The organism is Brevibacillus brevis, from assembly GCF_900637055.1.
GTDB classification, from domain to species: Bacteria; Bacillota; Bacilli; order Brevibacillales; family Brevibacillaceae; genus Brevibacillus; species Brevibacillus brevis.
The window spans coordinates 6,375,227-6,396,168 of sequence record NZ_LR134338.1 but is presented as its reverse complement, the minus strand read 5'-3'; the positions used below and the strand labels follow the sequence as shown (position 1 = coordinate 6,396,168).

General features: G+C 47.4%; 16 protein-coding genes. 9 read left to right on the top strand and 7 right to left on the bottom strand.

What is annotated here, in order from left to right:
• The first annotated feature begins 7 nt into the window (after nt 1-7).
• The 3 genes from EL268_RS30970 (at nt 8) to EL268_RS30960 (ending at nt 4,709) form a co-directional block, all read left to right on the top strand.
• Nucleotides 8-1,273 (top strand): TRAFAC clade GTPase domain-containing protein, encoded by a 1,266-nt coding sequence (locus tag EL268_RS30970; RefSeq protein ID WP_106654980.1) that lies wholly within the window; start codon nt 8-10, stop codon nt 1,271-1,273.
• Nucleotides 1,273-3,771, top strand: coding sequence for a GAP1-N2 domain-containing protein (locus EL268_RS30965; protein WP_106654978.1), 2,499 nt, complete (start codon nt 1,273-1,275; stop codon nt 3,769-3,771). The genes EL268_RS30970 and EL268_RS30965 overlap by 1 nt, the downstream gene beginning before the upstream one ends.
• A 203-nt stretch (nt 3,772-3,974) precedes the next feature.
• Nucleotides 3,975-4,709, top strand: coding sequence for an MBL fold metallo-hydrolase (locus tag EL268_RS30960; RefSeq protein WP_106654977.1), 735 nt, complete (start codon nt 3,975-3,977; stop codon nt 4,707-4,709).
• Nucleotides 4,710-4,820: 111 nt separating this feature from the next.
• Here EL268_RS30960 and EL268_RS30955 read toward each other — a convergent pair whose 3' ends face one another.
• Entirely contained in the window at nt 4,821-5,447 is a 627-nt protein-coding gene (locus EL268_RS30955) for a cupin domain-containing protein (RefSeq protein ID WP_106654976.1), read from the bottom strand.
• A gap of 129 nt (nt 5,448-5,576) precedes the next feature.
• Here EL268_RS30955 and EL268_RS30950 point away from each other — a divergent pair, with 129 nt between their 5' ends.
• Entirely contained in the window at nt 5,577-11,492 is a 5,916-nt protein-coding gene (locus tag EL268_RS30950) for an AAA family ATPase (protein WP_106654975.1), read from the top strand.
• Nucleotides 11,493-11,542: 50 nt separating this feature from the next.
• On the opposite strand, the gene EL268_RS30945 is transcribed toward EL268_RS30950, so the two are convergent.
• Nucleotides 11,543-11,899, bottom strand: a complete 357-nt coding sequence (locus EL268_RS30945) for a response regulator (RefSeq protein WP_106654974.1) — start codon at nt 11,897-11,899, stop codon at nt 11,543-11,545.
• Nucleotides 11,900-12,209: 310 nt separating this feature from the next.
• Between EL268_RS30945 and EL268_RS30940 the strand changes: the two genes are divergently transcribed.
• From EL268_RS30940 to EL268_RS30920, 5 genes are all read left to right on the top strand, one after another.
• On the top strand, nt 12,210-12,974 hold the full coding sequence (locus EL268_RS30940) for a DUF4097 family beta strand repeat-containing protein (RefSeq protein ID WP_106654973.1): 765 nt from the start codon (nt 12,210-12,212) through the stop codon (nt 12,972-12,974).
• Between the two features lie 252 nt (nt 12,975-13,226).
• Nucleotides 13,227-14,180 (top strand): ABC transporter permease, encoded by a 954-nt coding sequence (locus tag EL268_RS30935; RefSeq protein ID WP_106654972.1) that lies wholly within the window; start codon nt 13,227-13,229, stop codon nt 14,178-14,180.
• Nucleotides 14,177-15,115: an iron chelate uptake ABC transporter family permease subunit gene (locus tag EL268_RS30930; protein WP_106654971.1), complete on the top strand. Its 939-nt coding sequence runs from the start codon at nt 14,177-14,179 to the stop codon at nt 15,113-15,115. Before EL268_RS30935 ends, EL268_RS30930 begins: the two co-directional genes overlap by 4 nt.
• A complete protein-coding gene (locus tag EL268_RS30925) occupies nt 15,112-15,870 on the top strand; it encodes an iron ABC transporter ATP-binding protein (RefSeq protein WP_106654970.1) in 759 nt (252 codons plus the stop codon). Before EL268_RS30930 ends, EL268_RS30925 begins: the two co-directional genes overlap by 4 nt.
• A 106-nt stretch (nt 15,871-15,976) precedes the next feature.
• Nucleotides 15,977-16,963, top strand: a complete 987-nt coding sequence (locus tag EL268_RS30920) for a siderophore ABC transporter substrate-binding protein (protein ID WP_106654969.1) — start codon at nt 15,977-15,979, stop codon at nt 16,961-16,963.
• Nucleotides 16,964-17,301: 338 nt separating this feature from the next.
• Here EL268_RS30920 and EL268_RS30910 read toward each other — a convergent pair whose 3' ends face one another.
• From EL268_RS30910 to EL268_RS30890, 5 genes are all read right to left on the bottom strand, one after another.
• Nucleotides 17,302-18,165, bottom strand: coding sequence for an ABC transporter ATP-binding protein (locus tag EL268_RS30910; RefSeq protein ID WP_106654968.1), 864 nt, complete (start codon nt 18,163-18,165; stop codon nt 17,302-17,304).
• Nucleotides 18,166-18,341: 176 nt separating this feature from the next.
• Nucleotides 18,342-18,635, bottom strand: a complete 294-nt coding sequence (locus EL268_RS30905; RefSeq protein ID WP_106654967.1) for a YxcD family protein — start codon at nt 18,633-18,635, stop codon at nt 18,342-18,344.
• On the bottom strand, nt 18,623-19,057 hold the full coding sequence (locus EL268_RS30900) for a hypothetical protein (RefSeq protein WP_106654966.1): 435 nt from the start codon (nt 19,055-19,057) through the stop codon (nt 18,623-18,625). The genes EL268_RS30905 and EL268_RS30900 overlap by 13 nt, the downstream gene beginning before the upstream one ends.
• 157 nt (nt 19,058-19,214) lie before the next feature.
• Nucleotides 19,215-19,877, bottom strand: coding sequence for a methionine ABC transporter permease (locus tag EL268_RS30895; RefSeq protein ID WP_017246619.1), 663 nt, complete (start codon nt 19,875-19,877; stop codon nt 19,215-19,217).
• On the bottom strand, nt 19,877-20,914 hold the full coding sequence (locus EL268_RS30890; RefSeq protein WP_106654965.1) for a methionine ABC transporter ATP-binding protein: 1,038 nt from the start codon (nt 20,912-20,914) through the stop codon (nt 19,877-19,879). The genes EL268_RS30895 and EL268_RS30890 overlap by 1 nt, the downstream gene beginning before the upstream one ends.
• Nucleotides 20,915-20,942: the final 28 nt, after the last annotated feature.

Sequence of the window (20,942 nt, the reverse complement as noted above, 5' to 3'; positions counted from 1 at the left end):
ATGCGCCATGCTGTCGTTTTTGAAAAACATGTTTGAAAAGAAGCCGCAGGTCAAGGAACGGCTTCCTTTTTACGATATTGTCTGCCCGTACTGCTTCGCCAAATACGGACCGGACGAAGTTGTCTTCCGTGCCACACATCATCGCCAGGATGACGAAGATTACGCGTTGCAGGAGGATGAGATTCTCAATGCGTATCGGGATAAATTTGGACTGGATGCCATCGACGAGCTGGAAGCGGTGATTGACCCGGAATCCATCCCGTCGGAAAACCATTTGTACGTCGATAACGTCCTCGCAGGTGTGACCGACCGGTATGGCATGGTTTCCAAGCGCAGACTGTGCCCGAAATGCCACAACGAGCTGCCGATTACGGCAGGTAAAGCGCCGAGCAACATTATTTCCATTGTCGGGGCGTCCCAGGTCGGTAAGTCCGTTTACATGACCTCATTGATTCATACCTTGCAGAACACGACTGCGAATCACTTCGATGCAGCGTGTATGCCGCTCAATGCGCAGATTAGCCGCAAGTTCCGTGAGAACTACGAGGCACCCTTGTTTGAACGCGGACAGCTGCTTGATTCCACGCAAAAAGAAAAGCGTCAGGAGCCGTTCATCTTCCAGTTCATTTTCAAGGATAGCGATAAGGCACCGTTGATCCTGGTGTTTTTCGACGTAGCAGGCGAGGGAATGGTCGACCGCGAGTATTTGGAGCTGTATGCGGCGCATGTGAAAAACTCGTCTGGCATCCTGTTCCTGGTCGATCCGCTGCAAATCAAGACAATTCGCGATCGGGTCATGCTGCAAGCAGGGGATGAGCCAGGGGAATTCACGGCAAGGTACGACGAGCCGCGTGAGGTCGTTATTACGCTGTTTGAGAACTTCATCGGCTATCAGGAGCAGAGCAAGACACATATTCCGACTGCTGTCGTGTTGACGAAGAGCGACATGCTGCATCTGATCAAGGAAGACGACGGCGAATACATCAAGTCCAACAGCAATGTTTTCCGCAATTTCGTCCATGAACAATATTTAAATACGACTGAATTCGAGAACATCGATGGGGAAATCCGCCGATTCATCGAAAAGGTGGACAGACCATTTAAAGACGCGTTGGATGTTTACTTTACGAATACGGCCTATTTCGCTGTATCTGCGCTGGGGAGCAATCCAGTCAATCAAAGGGTGAGTGGTGTCGTGACACCGATTCGCGTCGATGAACCGTTTATTTGGTTGATGCACCAGCTTGATTACATCGAGGGGAGGGAGCGGTAGTGAGCAACCGTCAGCCCATTTTGCAGCAGTACTACACCCGCGGGCGACAAGGGGTTTTCCGTTCGAACGAAGGATACGATACTGTCGCCAAAACGCCAGGGCTGGATAACCAATTCATAAAAAAGGCACTCCATCCGTTTTGCGTGTATGACGCGCCGCGACAGCTTCAAGAGCGGGCGGAAAGCAACCTGGCGCTCTTTCCGGAGGCCCTTGTCAGCTTCCAAGCCGAATCAGGAGAGATGGTTCTCGGCAGAAGTGTATTTGTCGGGGCGGACTTTACTGGGCAGCGCAATACGTTTTTCAGCCACAACTATGTCATTCCGGTAGAGCGCCGGGACGAGTTTATCAAGAACCCGGGCAAGATCTTCGGAGTGCGCACTTTTGCAGATCGCCACGACGATGCAGCGGGCAAGGAGCTTCCTGCCGTCGATGACATCCCTTCAGAAAAAGGCTTGTCGCAAGACCGAAAACAGCTGCTTGGGCAATTGGGCATCGATGAGCGTTTATTCAAACAGCTTCTTTTTGCGGTGATGTCCTCGCTCGCAGCGAAAAAGAAGGTGTTCATCAGCCTGGATGTGGATATTAGTGCCTCATCCAAGAGTGCTGCTCAAATGTTGGAGATTTTGTACAGTTGTCTGCCTTATGAGATGCGCAGACATTTTGGTTTTCTCACGTTTAGCAACGAGCCGCAGAGCAAGAAGCATATCCACGTCACGTTCGTGGAAAAAGGAAGCATACGCCCAGGCGGGGGGCACAGCGACAAAGACTTTTTGTTCGACTTCTCCCTTGGTCGCGTTCAGAACGTCGATTTGCAGGACGGAGGACACGAATACCTCGACTTTGCTTGGGAGTATGTGAATGAGCCACGGATTCTGGATGCGTTCCACGAATTTTGTGAGGAAGTGCTGGCTGGAGCAGACCATGCACTGGCCTTGAACATTCGCACGTACTATGAGCTGTGCGCACTGTATTTGATTGAAAAGGGACGAACGTCCGTGTATCAGAGCAAGCGGGCGGGCGTTTGGCAGGCGTTGAACAGCTATTTGGGACACAGTAGCTTGACGCGCAAGAAACGGCTGATCGAGCTTCAGGAAATGCTGATGCGGATCGAGGTAGAGGCGCTTTCGTCCAAACAGCTGCCTGACAGCGAGACGCTCAAGCAAATAATCGAATCCTACCGTGTCACCAGGCAGGAACGTCTGCAAATGGATTTGATCCGCTTCTTGATGGACGTGTTGATGAAGGCCAAGACCTCGAGACAGAGCAGCTACGTGGCAGAGGTGTACAAGCATTTGTCGAGCAATCGGGAGCTGTTTGGCTTCATGATGCGGACGATTTTCGGCTATCCACAATTGGTGAAGCCGCTCTTTGAGGATTATATGACCGAGCGGGTAGCCGCCGTGACCAGCTTGGATCAGATGTTAAAGGAAATCCGGTTTTGGACGGAAACAGAACCGCAAGCCATGCGCAATGTTGTTTTTATTTCTACTACGACGGAGAAAGTTCTGCGTCTATTTACGCGTGAACGTCAAAAGCTCGCTGCGGCCATTACCATCCACCAATTCTTTGAAAACATCGATGGGGCGCGCAGCTATGCCGATGAGCTGTTGGATGAGCTGGACAAGTCCTTGATGAAGCTCGTCGCGCTAGACACGCTATCCAAGGATGATTTCCAAGTGCTCATCGCCCTCTTGGAGGAGAAGCCACAGAGCTTTTTCGGAACGCTGGATATGGAGAGTCGCCACAAGCAAGAAATGCTCATGAATCTGGCGAAGCTGCATGAAGAGAGAAGCACGCCACATCCGGCAGAGTTTTTCCGAAAATGGGATCGGGAAGCGATTTCCGTGCAGCAAAGAATGATCCAGAATATGTTGAGCAAACCGCTCCAGGCTGACGAGTTCCCGCAGGTGCCGCTGGTCTTTTACCGGGAAGATCATTTTGGTCAGGAAGGCTTCCAGTTTGCAGAATTGCTGGAGTATGTTCAGCAAAATGGCGGGGAAGCCGTTACACTGTCCTTTATCCAATGGACGATGGGCCAGCGGATGTTTTTCGAAGGGAAGTATTTGCTGCCTGCATACAGAAAAGCATTGAAGGCCTTTTTCCTTGAGGAGAAAGGCAAGAGATTGCGGGATAAAGAATGGCGAAAACGGTGGTATGCGATTCGAAATGCTGATTTTCGCAAGCTTTTGGACGAGGTACGCAGCGAAACAGCCAATCCGTTTGTGAAGCTGTTTCGGCACAAAGCAACGGTGATATCCAGCGCAGTTGTCTTGCTAGGTGCCGGAGCGTGGGGAGGCTATATGGTTTGGGGAGGTACGAGTACACACGTGCAGCCACCTGAAACGAAGCCTGAACCGATCCGCCCACCGGCTGTGTTCGTACCGGTTTATCGGTTGATGGTGGACGAGCCTGACATCCAACCTGTCCGTGGCGTTCTGGGGGAGCGCAGCCAAGATGCATCCACGGGTAGTCAGCCTGTTCAGACAACTACACCCTAAGAGGATAAAAACGCCAACGCGGTCTGCTCTGGTAGGAGCGACCGCGTAATTCCGGTGTTTTTGTTGTACAAGAAGACGTCATAAAAACGCATTGACAAATATTTTTATTTGTGATATAATTAAATATTTTGTTGTTGAAATGACTCCTCACTCCGTGATAAAAAAGTAGTTGTGCGATGAAATGGTGTGAGGAGGAATAGGATATGAAAGCAAACGCAGGTGTGAAAATGATTCCGTTGCAAGGAGAGGCATTTGGCAAGCCGATGGTGATCTATCCCACCTTGCTTTGGGATGATGACCGAGCAGTTTTGGTAGATACAGGAATGCCTGGTTCATGGGAGACCATTCGTCAGGAGATGAGCCGCGCTGGCATACCACCTGAGCGTTTACAAGCGATCATTTTGACACATCAGGACCTTGATCATATCGGCAGTCTTCCAGAAATCGTTCGTGAGCTTGGCGGACAGGTTGAAATATACGCGCATGAGCTAGATCAGCCGTACATTGAAGGCACACGCCCTCTCCTCAAAGCAAACCCCCAAAGCATGGCCCCTTTACTTGCGATGTTGCCTGAAAAGGAACGCGAGCACTTGCAATGGCTTTGCGAAAATCCGCCAAAGGCAATGGTGCACAAGACACTGGCAGACACAGAGATTCTGCCGTATTGTGGGGGAATTCGCATCATTCATACTCCCGGACATACGCCGGGGCATATCAGCCTTTATGTACAAGATAGCAAGACATTGATAGCAGGCGATGCAATGGTGTACATGAACGAAGCACTACGAGGACCGATTCCGCAAACCACTCTCGATATGGAAATGGCAGTAAACTCATTAAAAAAATTCGATAACTTGGAAATTAATAGTATCATTTGTTATCATGGAGGCATGTGCCAAGACAACGTGCAAGAGCAGCTTCACGCTCTGATACGGTGAAGTAGTTACACGATCTTACACGTTAAAACAACAAATCCAGGTTGGAATATGTGGATATAAGAAGCGTGGAGGACACCGAGCTGGAGTAATCCCTATGGTGTCTTTCTCATTTTATCCTTGCAACGTCTTTTGCGCTGTTTGCTCGAATTCGGTATGAGTGACTGGTGTAGCTGGAGAGGGTTTGTAGTATTTTTCTAGTGATTTATCTGAGCCTGTCCAACGAGCTAGTGCAGCGAACACAGCGAACATGCCTTTTTGCAGGAAACGCGGAATGATTGGGAGGTAAAACTGCCCCATCTCAAAGATCGTTCCCAAGAGGAGAATATTTTTCGGGATATATTGCTTGAGAATCGGCAAGTAAAAGCTGCGCCCGTCTGTATCGAGCCCGTATCCACAGCGGACAAACGCTTCAAAAGTACCAGCCGGACGGATTTCGACATGGAAGCTGACGAATTCGTTAGAGGGATTGTGGAACCCATGAACCTTGTCTGTTGGTATGTTTAGCTTCTCTCCCGGCTTCAGGATTACTTTTTTTCCATCAATGGTTACCTCTAAATTTCCAATTACACCTTCAAAGGTTTCGACAAGTTTTGTATGATAGTGTAGAAAAATCCCGTTATCAGGTGGAAGATCGGTACGGAATAACAAATATTCGCCATTCGTTTCTTCCGTTGTCTTCAAAAAGGTAACCACTTCATGATTATGCGGGTTACTTACACTGCGACTTAGATTTGACAAAACTATACCTCCTTGAAAAATAGTAAAAAGAGATTATATTAAGACAGAATATAGATTAAATATAGATTATTTGTTCCGGGGCAACAATTAAAAAGATAGGATGTTCTACCTAAAGATGGAGTGGATAGTATGAGCGGCATGATCGTGGTTCCAGGTTATAGGGTGGCAGAGTTTCTTTCCACTCATTCAAAAATGGGAATATATCGGGGTTACAGAAATAACGACAATCTCCCTGTCTTATTCAAAGTACCGATGGAAGGACCTTCCCATAAGGAATCTCTGTGGAAACTGAAGCATGAATATCGCATTCTTCAATCATTGGAATCCCGTGCAGTGGAAACGATCATCGAACTCGTTAATCACAACCGTGAGACGGTAATGATTACGGAAGATTTCGGGGGAGTGCCGCTCTCCTTGCTGATGAAAATGAAAGGACTGTCATTGAAGGAGATGCTCTTCATTGCGGTCCGCATGGCTTCCTGCTTGAAGGAAATCCATCAGCACGGAATCATCCATAAGGATGTAAATCCCGATCATATTCTGGTTCATCCTGAAACCTATGAGGTAAAGCTTGGTAGCTTTGGCTTGGCGTCGAAATGCCACCAAGAATACCAAAGTGTGATGAATCCAAAAGAGTGGAAGGGGAACCTTCGCTACGTCTCGCCGGAGCAGACGGGGAGAATGAATCGCACCGTCGATTACCGCTCTGATATTTATTCTTTTGGTGTCACGCTCTACGAGTTATTGACTGGAAAGCTGCCCTTTTTAACTTCGGACATGCTTGAACTCATACATGCTCATATGGCGAGAAAGCCGCTCGCTCCCTCCAGTGTAAAACCATCCGTTCCAGAGATGCTATCGGACATTGTGATGAAGTGTCTGTCAAAAAATACAGAGGATCGCTACTTTAGCATGTCTGGCTTACTGGCAGACCTGCAGCGTTGCTATGACCAGCTTGAACAAAACGGTTTGATCACGCCGTTTCCGCTCGCTTTAGAAGACCGTGCTGATCACTTGCGGATTCCAGAGAGACTGTATGGACGTGAGCAGGAAATCCAGATGCTCATCGATGCATTTGAGCAAGTCACAAACGGCGCTACGAGGATGGTTCTCCTCAGTGGCTCTCCAGGCGTGGGTAAATCTGCTCTCGTGCTGGAAGCGCAAAAAGCGTTTTTGAGAGGCCGGGGACGTTTTGTATCAGGAAAGTTCGACCAATATAATCAAGCCGTACCTTATTCAGCTATCATTCAAATCTTTCAGGATTTGATCAAGCAGTTATTGGCAGGTCACGAACGTGAATTGCTCGCTTGGCGAGAGATGATACTCGACGCCATGCAAGGACTTGGTCAAGTGATCGTGGATGTCATTCCACAGCTTGAGGCAGTGATCGGCAAACAGCCTGCCATACCTGAGCTGCCTGCAGCAGAAGCAAAAAATCGCTTTCAATGGGTGATGCAACGCTTTATTCGGATTTGGGCACGACCAGACCATCCACTCGTCTTGTTTCTGGATGATTTGCAGTGGGCGGATTCTTCTTCGCTTTTCCTGATCCGAGAGTTGGTTGCAGATATGCATATTAGTCATTTTCTGTTGATTTGCGCGTATCGTGAGCATGATGGCAGTATGATGAATCCGTTGATTGCCATTTTGACCGAGACAGGCATCAAGAGCCGTATTTTGCGCCAATTCACGTTATTGCCGCTTCGCGAACACGAATTCAATGCGTTAGTAGCGGATACATTGCATAGTGATCCGGACATGACGAAGCCGCTGGTTGCGATTATCATGCAAAAAACAGCTGGGAATCCGTTTTATGTAAGAGAATTCATTAAGACGCTGTATGATCGGAACTTGTTGTGGTATGTGAGAGAAGAGAGGAACTGGCAATGGGATTTGGCCGAAATTGAGAAGCTGGGTACAACGGAAAATGTGGCCGAATTTCTTGTAGAAAAAATGAGAAGATTGCCTGATTCTACTCAGCAGCAGCTCGCTTTTGCTGCTTGTCTGGGCAACTCGTTTTTGCTTCATTTGATAGCCACGTCACGAAATCAAACGGAGTCCGAAGCCATCCAGCATATATGGCCTGCGATTGAGGAAGGTCTCATCTATCCGATCGAAGGAGCGGAATATCTGACATACGCTGCACTCGTGGAAGAAGAAGTGGCGTCTCAGATGAGGATTCGTTTCCGCTTTGTGCATGATCGAATTCAACAGGCCGCTTATTCGTTGTTAGCAGAGGCAGAACGCGGACAGATTCATGTCAAGCTGGGCAGGATAATGTGGGAAATGTCCCAAGGAAGCGAATCTGGCTTCCTGTTTGAAATTTGCGATCATATGTATCGGGGCAAAGAGATACTGGAGGATCAGGCGGAGCGCATGCATGTAGCACACTGTCATTTGCTCGCCGGACAAAAAGCGAAATCCTCTGCGGCATTTGAGTCGGCCTTGCAGTATTTCCAACGCGGCCTCGAGCTGGTGGGGGAAGAGGGCTGGCAGCGCAATCATGATCTGACCATGGAGCTGTGTGCGTTGTCTGCGGAGACGACGTACCTCTGTAACCAATTGGATGAGGCAAAACAATTGTTTGAACGCGGGATGCAGCATGCCAAAACAGACCGGGAACGAGTACGCATTTTGGAAATGGAAATTCGCATGTATACGCGACTGGCTGAATTTCCGCGTGTCATGGAGATCGCAAGCGAAGCCTTGGGGTTATTGGGCGTACCGATTCCCAAAAAGCCTGGCAAGCTCGATATCGTGAAGGAAATGTTTCATATCAAACGCCACCTCAAAGGCAGAAAAATAGATGAGCTGCTGTATTTGCCGGATGTTCCCGATGAAAATTATCAGATGGCGATGAGCATCATCAGCTACGCTGGGCCATCTGCTTACTATGTCAATCTCAATTGGTTTGCTTTAACGATTTTGCGTGCCCTTCATCTGTCACTCGTGCACGGAAACGCGGTCGCCTCGGCGAACGGTTATACCGGTTACGGGATCGTACAAGCTGCTCAATTCGGAAAGTATCGAGAGGCTTACGAATTTGGACAATTGGCTTGCCGTGTAGCAGACAGCTTCGCCGATCCGATCGCCATGACGAAGGCGTATGGCGCGTTTGCCCTACTGATCAATCACTGGTGCGAGCATGCGCGGACGAATATCCCTCTCCTGAAAAAAGCGATTCAGCTCGGCTTGGACGGTGGAGGCAACATTTATGCTGCCTACAATGCCCATGGTCTTTTGGAGGCCATGCTCTATTGCGGTGTACCAGTGGAAGAATTGGAGCAGCAAATCGAGGAATACAGCGATATGATTCAACAAATCAAGGTCGTTGATCACGATGATCGGCTCTTGTTATTGCGCCAGGCGCTGCATACTTTTACACGGTGGACGGACGATGAACGAACGGCGTTTTGCCATGATGGCTTTGACGAAGCGGCATATGTAAGCAACCTGCAAAAAGAAGGAAACAGCTACAAACGGTACATGTACCACTACTATAAATCGATGGTTCATCTCATGTACGGGAACTACCTGGAGGCTGCCGAGCTGCTGGCTGAAGCTGAGCAATGGATGGATTCAGTCAGCGGACAAGTTCTTGTCAGCCAGCAAGTTTTTATGCAAACCCTGGCATTGACGGGGCTCTATGAGAACGCTAACCGACAGGAAAAATCGAAGTATGGGAAAAAAATCAGAGCAAATATCAAAAAGATGAAGACGTGGGCAAAGGAATGCCCGGAAAATTTTCAGCACAAGTGGTTGCTGATGCATGCCGAGTGGCTGCGTGTCACAGAGAAAAAACAAGAAGCAGGTCCTTTTTATGAACAGGCGGTTCAACTCGCCAAAAAAGATGTTTTCTTGCAAAACGAGGCGCTGGCAAATGAATTGGCTGCCCGGCATTACTTGGCACTCGGGCTCGAAACGATTGCGAAGGTATACATGACTGAGGCGCACGAGGTTTACATGCTTTGGGGAGCGGTCGCCAAGGCACGAGAGATTGAGGAACGGCACCCTTATCTTTTGCAACGGGTAAGAAGCTTGGGAGCTTCCGCCGAGATTGCCACGACTGACCAGACAGCAGACCTCGTCGATTTAATGAGTGTCATCAAGGCGTCGCAAACGATTGCCAGCGAGCTCCGCCTGGAAATGCTGTTGGCGACGATGCTGCGCACGGTGATGAGCAATGCAGGTGCAGAGAAAGGAATCCTCCTGCTGAAAAAAGATGGTGACTGGCTCATCGAAGCGGCAGGCTCTGTCGATTTGGACGTGGAGATCATGCAGTCTGTCCCGTATGAGCATAGCGGGATGCTCTCTGTCGCTGTCGTGAATTACACCATTCGTACAGAAGAGATGCTGGTGCTCCACAACGCTTCAGTTGAAGGAGTCTTTTTCCGCGATACGTACATTGCGAAGCACAAGCCGAAATCAATTCTATGCTCCCCGCTATGGCAGCAAGGAAAAATGATCGGTGTCATTTATTTGGAGAACAACGAGACGACACATGTGTTCAACGAAAAACGCTCAGAGCCGCTCAGACTGATCTTCTCGCAAATTGCGATCTTTATTGAAAATGCGAGACTGTATCATCAATTGGAGCAATGGAATCAATCCTTGGAAAAGATTGTGACAGAGCGTACCAATGAGATACAGGCACTTTTGCAGGCGAATAAAAATTTGTTAAACAATGCGGGACAAGGCTTCCTTTCCTTTTCCAAAAACCTGCTGGTCCACTCCGAATACAGTCGGGAATGTCTCCGGATTTTTGGCAGAGAACTGGCTGGGGTATCGGTCGCAGAGCTACTATACCCGGATCGTCCAGAGGATGGCGTGTTTATTGTATCCCTTTTGGAAAAGTATTTTGAAGCAAAAGACCAAGGGCAAAAAGAGCTGTATCTCAGTCTATTTCCTACGGAGATCCAAATCAATCAAATTCCGTTGAAGCTGGCATGTAAGCCGATTTATGAAGATCGGCGCGATTCGCCAGAGGGCTTGATGCTGATCCTGACCGATATGAGTGAGCAGCGGGCGCTCGAATCTAAGATGGAGCGAGAATGGCAAAGGTTGAATATGGTCGTAACTGTGGCGATTAGTCTCCCGCTCTTCCAAAAGGTACTGCGAGCTTTTGACGCTTTTTTTGAGGATGGGTGGAAGCAGGTTCTGAGAGAAGAGATTGCAGAAACCGAGAAACTATTCAAATTGATCGCTCAGATTCATCAGTTTAAAGGTGACTTCAGCCAATTACATTTGATTCATACACCGCAAAAGCTGCATGATTTGGAGTCGTGGTTGATTCAATGGGCAAAGTCCGAAGAGCGCCTATCCGATGAGGGGATGCGCGCCGAGCAGTCGTTCGCAGAGGTTCAAGCTGCGATGCAACAGGATTTGTCAATCATACAGCACAAGCTCGGGATCGGGTTCCTGGATCATAACGAGCATGTGTACACCATTACAAAAGAGCGATGGGAAAGCTTCGAGCATGAGATCACCAGTCTGGTACAGGGGGAGGCTCAGCAGGAGCTGCTCCACCGCATCCGCAAGCTTCGCTACCGTCCAATAAAGGACATGTTGTCCCGGTATGAAGACTATGTAAGTGAGCTTGCCATCCGTCTGAACAAGACCATCGATCGGGTCGAATGGGACGCAGAAGAAGTATTGGTCGATCCAGAGCGATTCGAGAATTTTGCGAGGAGCCTGGTTCACGTATTCAACAATGCGATCGATCATGGAATGGAAGAAGAGCAAGAACGATTGGCATGCGGAAAAGAACGCAGCGGCAAGATTCAATGCCGCATTTGGCAAGAGGATACTTCCCTGTGCGTCACGATTCGTGATGATGGGCGGGGCGGCGATATGGAAAAACTAAAGTTGGCATTGGCTGAGCATGTCACGGTACAGGAACATGCGAGTCTCGTATCGGGCAGAGGAATTGGCCTGTCCATTGTCAAACAAGAGGTTGACCAGTTGGGAGGAACCCTTCAGGTTCATACCCAAAAAGGAGAAGGCACCCATTTTACCTTCCGAATCCCGTTGGAAGAAATTCGCTAGACCCATAGAAAAAACTGAGGCGACAGTGCCTCAGTTTTTTGTTTGATCGACTAAAGCGAATTCGTAATGGAAGCCAAAAGTCGTTCTTCATCGATCGGTTTTAGAATATAATCGCGCGCTCCAGCGTTGATTGCCTCAAAAACGAGCGGCTTTAATCCGTTGGTGCTGACCATAATGATGTTGGCGTCGGGGAAGGTGTCGATGATTTTTTTGACGGTCTCTATGCCATTCATTCCTGGCATATTGATATCCATCGTCACCACGTCGGGGAGGTGGGCCGTATACATTTGATAGGCGTCCAATCCATTCGTTGCTTCTGCAATGATTTGATGGCCCGCCCGTTCCAAAATGATTTTCATGTAATCTCGTACTACAAGGGAGTCGTCTGCTATCAGTATACGAGCCATAAAACCTCCTGTTTCGAAACGGTTAGTTATTCTTTGTAAGTGAATTGTCTACTTTTACCATAACACTGATAGGAAAAATGTAGCAATCATTTGATCATAAAAAGTACAGTCGAACATACGAAAAAACAAACGAATTCCAGCTCGTAATGTAACTGGGTGCGTTTGCTTTGTGTTCACCAATCACCAAGAAGAATATCCGTCTGCGGACTGACGAGAGAACAACCCTGTAGCCTGATTTGTCTTCTACGCTGTTTTGCTATGATGTTATAGAACTTATCTTGTAAAAATAACCAATATCGAGGGGAAACGGATGAAACAAATGAAACAGTGGATAGGAGTAGGTCTAATCGCTGTGGGAATCGGCTTGGCTGGATGCACGATCAGCGATAACGTGATCAAGATCGAAGAAGAAAAGAGACAGCTTGAATTACCTGCGGAGTCCATCGAGGCGTTGAATATTGTGACGGATTCAGGCGATTTGATTGTCAAAGGTGATGAAAAAGCAACCGTAATTCATGTAGATGCAAATATCAAATCGAAAAATGTCAAACCCGAAGATATCATCATTACACTCGAGAAGGATGGGAATACCGCAATACTACGATCCGAAACGAACACGGATATCGGTTTTAATTATGTGGATATGACGCTAACCGTAACAGTTCCTGCACAGCTCCTGATAGCCCTTACCGATGGATCAGGAGATATTGACATGACGGATCTAACAGGAAAGCTCACGATTGAGGATGACTCCGGTGATATTCGATTGACGAATACGGGCGGAGAGGTAGAGATTCGTGACCAGTCCGGTGACATCAGAATCAAGGACGCGTCAGCCCTCAAACTGATCGAAGACGATTCAGGTGATATCGCCATGGAAAATACGGGTGGAAATGTAGAGATTCACGATCAGTCCGGTGATATGGATATCAGGAAGCATAAAGGTGACATGACGATATCGGACCAGAGCGGCGATATCGTCATTGATACCGTCGAAGGAAATGTGCTGATTGAGAATGATGGGAACGGAGAGCGATCCGTTCAAAACATAAAAGGCTCGTACACATCCAAATAAATCAAGACCGTCAGGGTTTTTTCCCTGGCGGTTTTCTTGTTCTTGTCCGTATTTTGACAGGTTGAGGAAAAAATTAGCCGACTAATGAAAAAAAGCTTTCCCTTCCGATAAAGAAGTGCTAATATAACAAAGGTAGTTCTAATTGAGAATGAATCTCTTTATTAATGATAATGGTGAGAATTATTCTCTATATAATTACTCGGGTCAATACGTGACAGAACTCCAGGAAAACGTAAGAAGAGTAGGGACGCGATGAAAAAGAGATATTTGGTTGTAGCACTTATTTTGCTCTCGTTCGTTTCACTTTTTATAGGTGTCAAAAATATATCGCCATGGGATCTGTTCAATCTCACGGATGACAAAGTGCAAGTGCTGTGGATCAGCCGGATTCCGCGATTAATCAGTATCATCATCGCAGGGATAAGCATGAGTATCGTCGGCTTGATCATGCAGCAGCTGACCCGAAACAAGTTTGTTTCTCCCACGACTGCGGGGACAGAGGATTCCGTTCGCTTTGGAATTTTGATCTCTCTCTTGGTATTCGTCGATGCCGGTCCATGGGTAAAACTGCTCGTTGCTTTTGCTTTTTCTCTCTTGGGAACATTTATCTTTATGAAGATCCTTGACCGAATCAAATTCAAGGACTCCATTTTTATCCCGTTGGTGGGATTGATGTTTGGAAATATCGTCGGTTCCATTACGACGTTTTTCGCTTATAAACACGATTTGATGCAAAACATGTCTGCTTGGTTGCATGGAGATTTCTCTACCATTATGAAAGGCAGCTACGAGCTTTTGTACATAAGCATTCCGCTGGTGATTATCGCCTACTTGTACGCGAACAAGTTCACGATTGCCGGAATGGGTGAGGAGTTTGCTATCAACCTCGGGTTGAATTACAAGCAGGTCGTCAATATCGGACTGATCATCGTTGCTTGTGTGACATCGGTTGTGATTCTCACGGTAGGTGCGATTCCGTTTTTGGGGCTCATTATTCCGAATCTGGTTACGCTGTACCTGGGAGACAACCTGAAGAAAAGCTTGTCTCATACCGCTTTGCTTGGCGCGGTGTTTGTACTGGCCTGTGATATCCTGGGACGCCTCATCATCTTCCCGTACGAGATTTCCATCGGCTTGATGGTTGGGGTCATAGGCAGCGGGATATTCGTGTACTTACTCATGAGAAGAAAGGCATATGAACAATGAAAGCGAAGATAGGTGCCCTGTCGATTGTGGCCATTGCTTTAATAGCCATATTCATGACGATTAACGCCAGTGGCAACTGGGATTACGTCCTTCCTCGGCGGACCAAAGAAATCCTTGCCATCATTTTAACCGGATGCATCATCGCCTTTTCCACGATGGTCTTCCAGACAATTACGAATAACCGAATCTTGACGCCTAGCATCATCGGCCTGGATTCGCTCTATATGTTCATCCAGACGTTTGTGATCTTTGTTTTTGGTTCTGCAACCTCTTTGATGAACGCCAATGTGAACTTCCTGATTTCAACAGGGGGGATGGTACTTTTCGCAGGACTGCTTTACAAATTCCTGTTTAAAAGAGAAGGGCAAAACATCTACTTCCTGTTATTGATCGGATTGATCTTGGGCACGTTGTTTAGTAGTTTGTCCACGTTCATGCAAGTGTTGATCGATCCGAATGAGTTTTTAGTTGTACAAGACAAGATGTTCGCCAGCTTCAACAACGTAAAAACAGATTTGCTGATTATCAGCTTTTTGTTGGTCATCGCGATTGCAATTTACTTCTGGCGTTACATCAAGTATTTGGATGTGTTATCGCTCGGCCGGGATCAGGCGATCAATCTGGGGATTCCCTATGATTTTGTCATCAAGCGATTTCTCATCGTGATTGCGATCCTCGTCTCCATTGCGACAGCTTTGGTCGGACCGATTACCTTCCTCGGACTGTTGGTAGCGAATGTCGCCCATCAGTTTATGAAAACTTATCAGCATAAACATTTGCTTGTAGGCTCTGCTTTAATCAGTGTCGTTGCTCTAGTTGGCGGTTCGTTGATTGTGAAGCACGTATTCACTTTTTCCACAACACTCAGTGTCATTGTCAACTTTATTGGTGGGGTTTACTTCATCTATCTTCTGTTAAAGGAGAATAAAGCGTGATAGAAGTCCGGAATGTCTCAAAACAATATGGTAGCAAATATGTCGTGGAAGATGTCTCTGTGAAAATTGCCAAGGGAAAAATCACGTCCTTTATCGGACCCAATGGAGCCGGGAAGAGCACCTTGCTGTCCATGATCAGTCGTCTGTTGACCAAGGATCAAGGCGAGGTTTTCATTGAGGGCCAGGAGATTGGACAGACGAAGAGCAGTGAGCTGGCCAAAAAAATATCGATTCTCAAGCAATCAAACCACATTACGGTACGGTTGACGATCCGCGAGCTGGTCAGCTTTGGTCGCTTCCCGTACTCGCAGGGGAATTTGACAAAAGAGGATTGGAAGCATGTTGATGATGCCATCCGTTATTTGGAGCTTACGGACATTCAGCACAAGTACCTCGACCAGCTGAGTGGTGGTCAACGCCAGCGTGCGTACATCGCTATGGTCGTCGCTCAAAATACAGACTATGTCCTTCTGGATGAGCCGCTCAACAATCTGGATATGAAACATTCCGTCCAGATCATGAAGGTACTGCGACGTCTGGTAGACGAAATGGGCAAAACGGTCGTCATCGTGATTCATGACATTAACTTTGCCTCTGTCTATTCGGACTATATTGTCGCTCTCAAGGACGGCAAGGTCGTAAAAGAGGGTACCACAGACGAGATCATCACACGTCCAACTCTAAAAGATGTCTATGACATGGATATCCAGATCGAAGACATTGAACAGAACAAAATATGCGTATATTTCGCGTAAGATCCATCCTCCTATCGTTAAAATTTTGATGGCCTGCAGGGGTTTTCATCAGCAAGCTATCAATAATTTTATATATCTTTTTAAATTCTATATAGAGGTGAGAGAAGTGAACAAAAAACTACTCGTGCTGTTTATGGCAGTACTGATGGCAGTATTTACAGCTGCATGCGGCTCAAATAGCGCTGCACCTGCAACACCAGCGACAGATGCGACAAAAGCACCTGAAGCTGCACAAACATCTGAGGAAATTACCATCAAGCATAAATTGGGTGAAGCAAAACTGAAAAAGAATCCAAAAACCGTTGTTTCTTTTGACTACGGTGTCCTGGATTCCTTGGATAAATTGGGTATCGAAGTAGCGGGTGTTGCACAGTCGTCTAACATTCCTCCGTACCTGGAAAAGTTCAAAGATGCGAAGTACACAAATGTTGGTGGTTTGAAAGAACCAGACTTTGAAAAAATTAACGCAATGAAGCCTGATGTGATCTTCATCTCCGGTCGTCAAGAGCCTGCATATGAAGAGCTGAACAAAATCGCTCCAACCATCTTCATGGGCGTAGACAACGAGAAGTACATGGAATCTTTCAAAGAGAACATGAAGACATTGGGTACCATCTTCGGTAAAGAAGCACAAGTAGACGAAGAGCTGGCTAAAATCGATGAGTCTATCAAGCAAGTGAATGAGAAAGCAACAGCAAGCGGTAAAAATGCACTGATCGTATTGGTGAACGAAGGTAAGTTGAGCGCTTATGGTCCAGGATCTCGCTTTGGCATGATTCACAAAGAGCTTGGTATCACTCCTGTAGACAAAGACATCAAAGTAGAAGGCCACGGTCAAAGTGTATCCTTTGAATATATCATGGAAAAAAATCCGGACTACCTGTTTGTTGTAGACCGCGGAGTTGTGAATAAGAACCAAGACGCTTCCACTTCTGCAAAACAAACGATCGAAAACGACTTGATCAAAAACACCAAAGCGTTTAAAAACGGCAATATCATTTACCTCGATGCAAACTACTGGTACCTCTCCGGTGGCGGATTGGTTTCCACTGGCAGCATGGCTGAAGAAGTTTTGAAAGAAGTTAAGTGGTAAGAGGCTAGAAAAGAAAGTGGCGACAGCCCAGGGGAGTCAGATATTCCCTGGGCTGTCGCCTTTTTCATTTATATCCGGGGCCCGCTTGGCAAACTCCTGTAACATCCCTCTTATTTGTTCTACCAACAAAGCAGGTGCCTTCTTAGGTGAACCCGAGTCAAACGGTGGCTGGGGATCGTATTCCAAAATCAACTGGAAATTCGGCGGACTGCAACCGGGAACAACAAGAATATCAGCGGAAGTAAATTCAGAAAAACTGTAATCGGTAGGGATAGCAAAAAGCCGGTTACACCGTAAAACGTGGTGAAAACCGGCTTTTTGCTTGCGGAATCTAACAATTATCTGGCTCCAACCAGCTTGCGCTCTTCCGTGTAAACAGGTTGGGGAGTGTTTTCGTTTGGTTGCTTTTGATCCACAGCATGACACAGCTCATAAGGGAGGCAGAGCGGTACACCCGTGCGAGGATCAGTCAGGATGTCTGCTTCGATGTTGAATACTTTACGCAGCATCTCAGGCGTCATGACTTCAGCAGGGCTTCCCTCAGCGACAACGGTACCGCGAGAGATTGCAACCATGTGCTGTGCATAACGGGTTGCGTGGTTCAAATCGTGGACGACCATGACGATCGTACGATTTTCTTCGTCATTCAGCTTTTGCAGAAGCTTGAGAACTTCTAGCTGGTGAGCCATATCCAGGAAGGTCGTAGGCTCATCCAGGAACAGGATATCCGTTCCTTGCGCCAGAGCCATCGCAATCCAGGCGCGTTGGCGCTGACCGCCGGATAGCTGGTCGACCGGACGATCATGGAAATCGGCCATGCCGGTCATGGAGATAGCCCAGTTTACGATCTCCTTGTCTTCCTTGGTCAAGGAGCCGAAGCCTTTTTGATGGGGGAAGCGGCCGTAGGTAACGAGCTCAGACACGGTCAAGCCATCGGGTGCGGTAGGGTTTTGCGGCAAAATCGCCAGTTGCTTGGCGACTTCCTTGGTCGATTGCTGGTGGATCGATTTGCCGTCCAAAAATACTTGTCCGCCTGTTGGTTTCATAATCCGCGCGAGAGTTTTGAGGATCGTCGATTTACCAGAACCGTTTGCACCGACCAGGGCAGTGATTTTTCCAGAAGGAATGCTGATGTTCAAGTCTTTGACAATGGAAAGCTCACCGTATCCGATGTCCAGCTTTTGCGTGTATAAGCGCTCCACAATGGGCCAACTCCTTTTTATGAAAGTATGTACCTGTATAAGTAAACATAGTAATGATAATCATTTTCACTAAGTTAAAGTATATAACGGAACGAGGTCAAATTCAATATGTAAAAAGCCAACCTGCTCACATGCGTGAACAAATTGGCCTTAGGTTAACAAATGATTATCCTGTTTTAGTAGGTAATATGAGCGATGATCCCTTGTTCGTCGTCCAATACCAGCTCGATACCGGCGGAATAAGGGTTGCGCTGCATCTGGGTCTCCAGGTAGTAGCGAATCGCTTCAATCATATTAATCTCGACGAAGATTTGTTGGCGATCCATCCAGTGTATTTCAGCAGAGAAGCCATACTCCTCGTCCCACATCAACTCGACGGAGATATCTTGTGGCTTGACCTGCTTTTTGTAGGCTGCGTGAATACAGATCGCATTAATGATATCTTGTTCAGAAAATGTTATCTTTTCCATGCATTCAGTTCCTGTTCCTTCTCACGCTTGGTTTTGAAGTAGACGATCACTTTGCGGATCAGGATAATCACAGCGAGGATCGCCATCAGGTTGATCATGAAGCCAAGGATGGAGCCCAGAATACCCATGTCAGCGAACAGGGTTCCAAACAGCAAACCAGCCAGACCACCAATCATGAGACCTTTCATGAATCCGCCGCTTTTGCTTGCTGTAGCAGCAGGAGTTGTGGTCGTACCTTTATTTGTTGAAGCATTTACATTCGTATCGGCTTTGTTAGGCGTTTGCGTGTTCGTAGGAGCCGTATTAGAATTGAACGATTTTTTCCCGGACTTATAGCCTTTCGCGTCGGCGTGATCAATGAAACCTCCGGCTGGAGCGAGTACGAGCATTACGGCAACCAACATCATGATGAGTTTTTTCATGTTATTTGAGTAGCCCCTCTCATTTAAATGACTTCTATATTTCTATATATAAGTCTACATGAATATCGGGCGAAATTCCAACGAACTTTCAGTGACGATCGGTCTAAATACCTACAAAAAAGCCCCTGACGAGCAATCTGGTCAGGGGTTCTTCGATTTACGCGCTCTTTTTCAGTTTTCGAGCTGCCCAGTTGCCCAACGATTGAATGAGCTGGACCAAGACGACGAGAATGACGACAGTAATGATCATGACTTCGATGTCCCATTGCTGGTAGCCGTAACGCAAGGCGAGATCACCCAGTCCGCCGGCACCGACTGCGCCAGCCATAGCAGTAGCACCGATCAAACCGATGGTAGCGATGGTCAGGCAGAGGACGATGCCAGGCCGTGCTTCACGCAGCATGATGCGAAAAATAATTTGCGTCCGGGATGCGCCCATCGCCTGGTACGCTTCGATAACGCCACGATCTACGTCATGCAGGGCCGTTTCCATCAGGCGTGAGATGTAAGGCGATGTATAGACGATGAGCGGCACAATGGCTCCTTCAATCCCAATCGAAGTGCCCACGATCAACTCCGTAAAAGGAATGATTGCAACCATCAGGATAATAAAAGGCAGCGAACGCACAATGTTGATGATCGTGTTCAGGGTGTGATAAATGATTTTGTTCGGGAAAAGGTGGTTGGCCTGTGTGATGACCAGCAAAATCCCAAGTGGAATCCCGATCAGTGTCGCAATGAACAACGAAAACCCGACCATGATGACAGTCTCTTGCAGGGATTGCCCGAATACCGGAATCATTTCAATCAAGCGCTCCATTAGCTCCGCACCTCCTCTGGTGACACAATATCTACGCGGTAGACGGATTCGCGCAAGAAGCGAATGCCATCCTGAATGGCCTGGTCTTCACCGGAAATGTGCAAAAGCAAAATGCCGAGAGCCGTTCCCTTAATGGTCGTAATCGAGCCGTACAACAAATTGGTGCTAATCGGAAAACGTGCAGACAGTGTTCCTAGGACAGGATCGAGAGCGGCATCGCCTCGAAAAGCAACGCGGACAATTTTGGAGACAGGTCCAGTTTCTTTTATCTTGGACAAAATCTCCTGTGGTACCTGATCGTCGAAAACCGTTTTGATAAAATTACGGGTCGTTTGCTCTTGCGGATTGCTGAAAACATCCAGAACAGAGCCTTGCTCGATGACGACGCCGTTTTCCATGATGGCTACCTGGTCGCAGATTTTCTTGATGACCTGCATTTCATGTGTAATCAGCACGATGGTCAGGTTGAACTTTCGATTGATGTCGAGCAACAGCTCCAGAATCGATTCGGTTGTCTGCGGGTCGAGAGCGGAAGTCGCTTCGTCACAGAGCAGGATTTCCGGATCAGTCGCAAGCGCACGAGCGATGCCCACCCGTTGCTTTTGTCCACCGGATAGCTGAGAAGGATAAGCGTTTGCTTTATCAGACAAGCCAACCAAGCCGAGAAGGTCTTCTACCTTGCGCTTAATGACATCTTTGGGGACGCGATTCATCCGCAAGATTTCCGCCACATTGTCAAAGACATTATAGGAAGAGAGCAGGTTGAAGTGTTGAAAAATAATCCCGATCTTTTTGCGAGCTTGCCGCAGTTCTTTTTCCTTGAGGGACAGCATGTTCTGACCATTGACGATCACAGAACCGCTGGTCGGCTTCTCCAACAGGTTGATGGTACGGAGCAGGGTGCTTTTCCCCGCTCCGCTAAAGCCGATAACTCCGTAGATTTGCCCTTTTTCCACCTGCAGGGATACGCCCTTCAATGCTTCTACCTGCTTGTTTCCTACTTGATACGACTTATGAATATCGGTTAGCTGTATCATAACGAGTTCTCCTTGTTGTTCTTGATGT

What these genes read in the sequence shown, in the direction of transcription:
- EL268_RS30970 (WP_106654980.1), top strand. Translation starts at nt 8, where the DNA reads ATGCTGTCGTTTTTGAAAAACATGTTTGAAAAGAAGCCGCAGGTCAAG.
- EL268_RS30960 (WP_106654977.1), top strand. Translation starts at nt 3,975, where the DNA reads ATGAAAGCAAACGCAGGTGTGAAAATGATTCCGTTGCAAGGAGAGGCA.
- EL268_RS30950 (WP_106654975.1), top strand. Translation starts at nt 5,577, where the DNA reads ATGAGCGGCATGATCGTGGTTCCAGGTTATAGGGTGGCAGAGTTTCTT.
- EL268_RS30945 (WP_106654974.1), bottom strand. Translation starts at nt 11,899, where the DNA reads ATGGCTCGTATACTGATAGCAGACGACTCCCTTGTAGTACGAGATTAC.
- EL268_RS30940 (WP_106654973.1), top strand. Translation starts at nt 12,210, where the DNA reads ATGAAACAAATGAAACAGTGGATAGGAGTAGGTCTAATCGCTGTGGGA.
- EL268_RS30935 (WP_106654972.1), top strand. Translation starts at nt 13,227, where the DNA reads ATGAAAAAGAGATATTTGGTTGTAGCACTTATTTTGCTCTCGTTCGTT.
- EL268_RS30930 (WP_106654971.1), top strand. Translation starts at nt 14,177, where the DNA reads ATGAAAGCGAAGATAGGTGCCCTGTCGATTGTGGCCATTGCTTTAATA.
- EL268_RS30905 (WP_106654967.1), bottom strand. Translation starts at nt 18,635, where the DNA reads ATGGAAAAGATAACATTTTCTGAACAAGATATCATTAATGCGATCTGT.
- EL268_RS30900 (WP_106654966.1), bottom strand. Translation starts at nt 19,057, where the DNA reads ATGAAAAAACTCATCATGATGTTGGTTGCCGTAATGCTCGTACTCGCT.
- EL268_RS30895 (WP_017246619.1), bottom strand. Translation starts at nt 19,877, where the DNA reads ATGGAGCGCTTGATTGAAATGATTCCGGTATTCGGGCAATCCCTGCAA.
- EL268_RS30890 (WP_106654965.1), bottom strand. Translation starts at nt 20,914, where the DNA reads ATGATACAGCTAACCGATATTCATAAGTCGTATCAAGTAGGAAACAAG.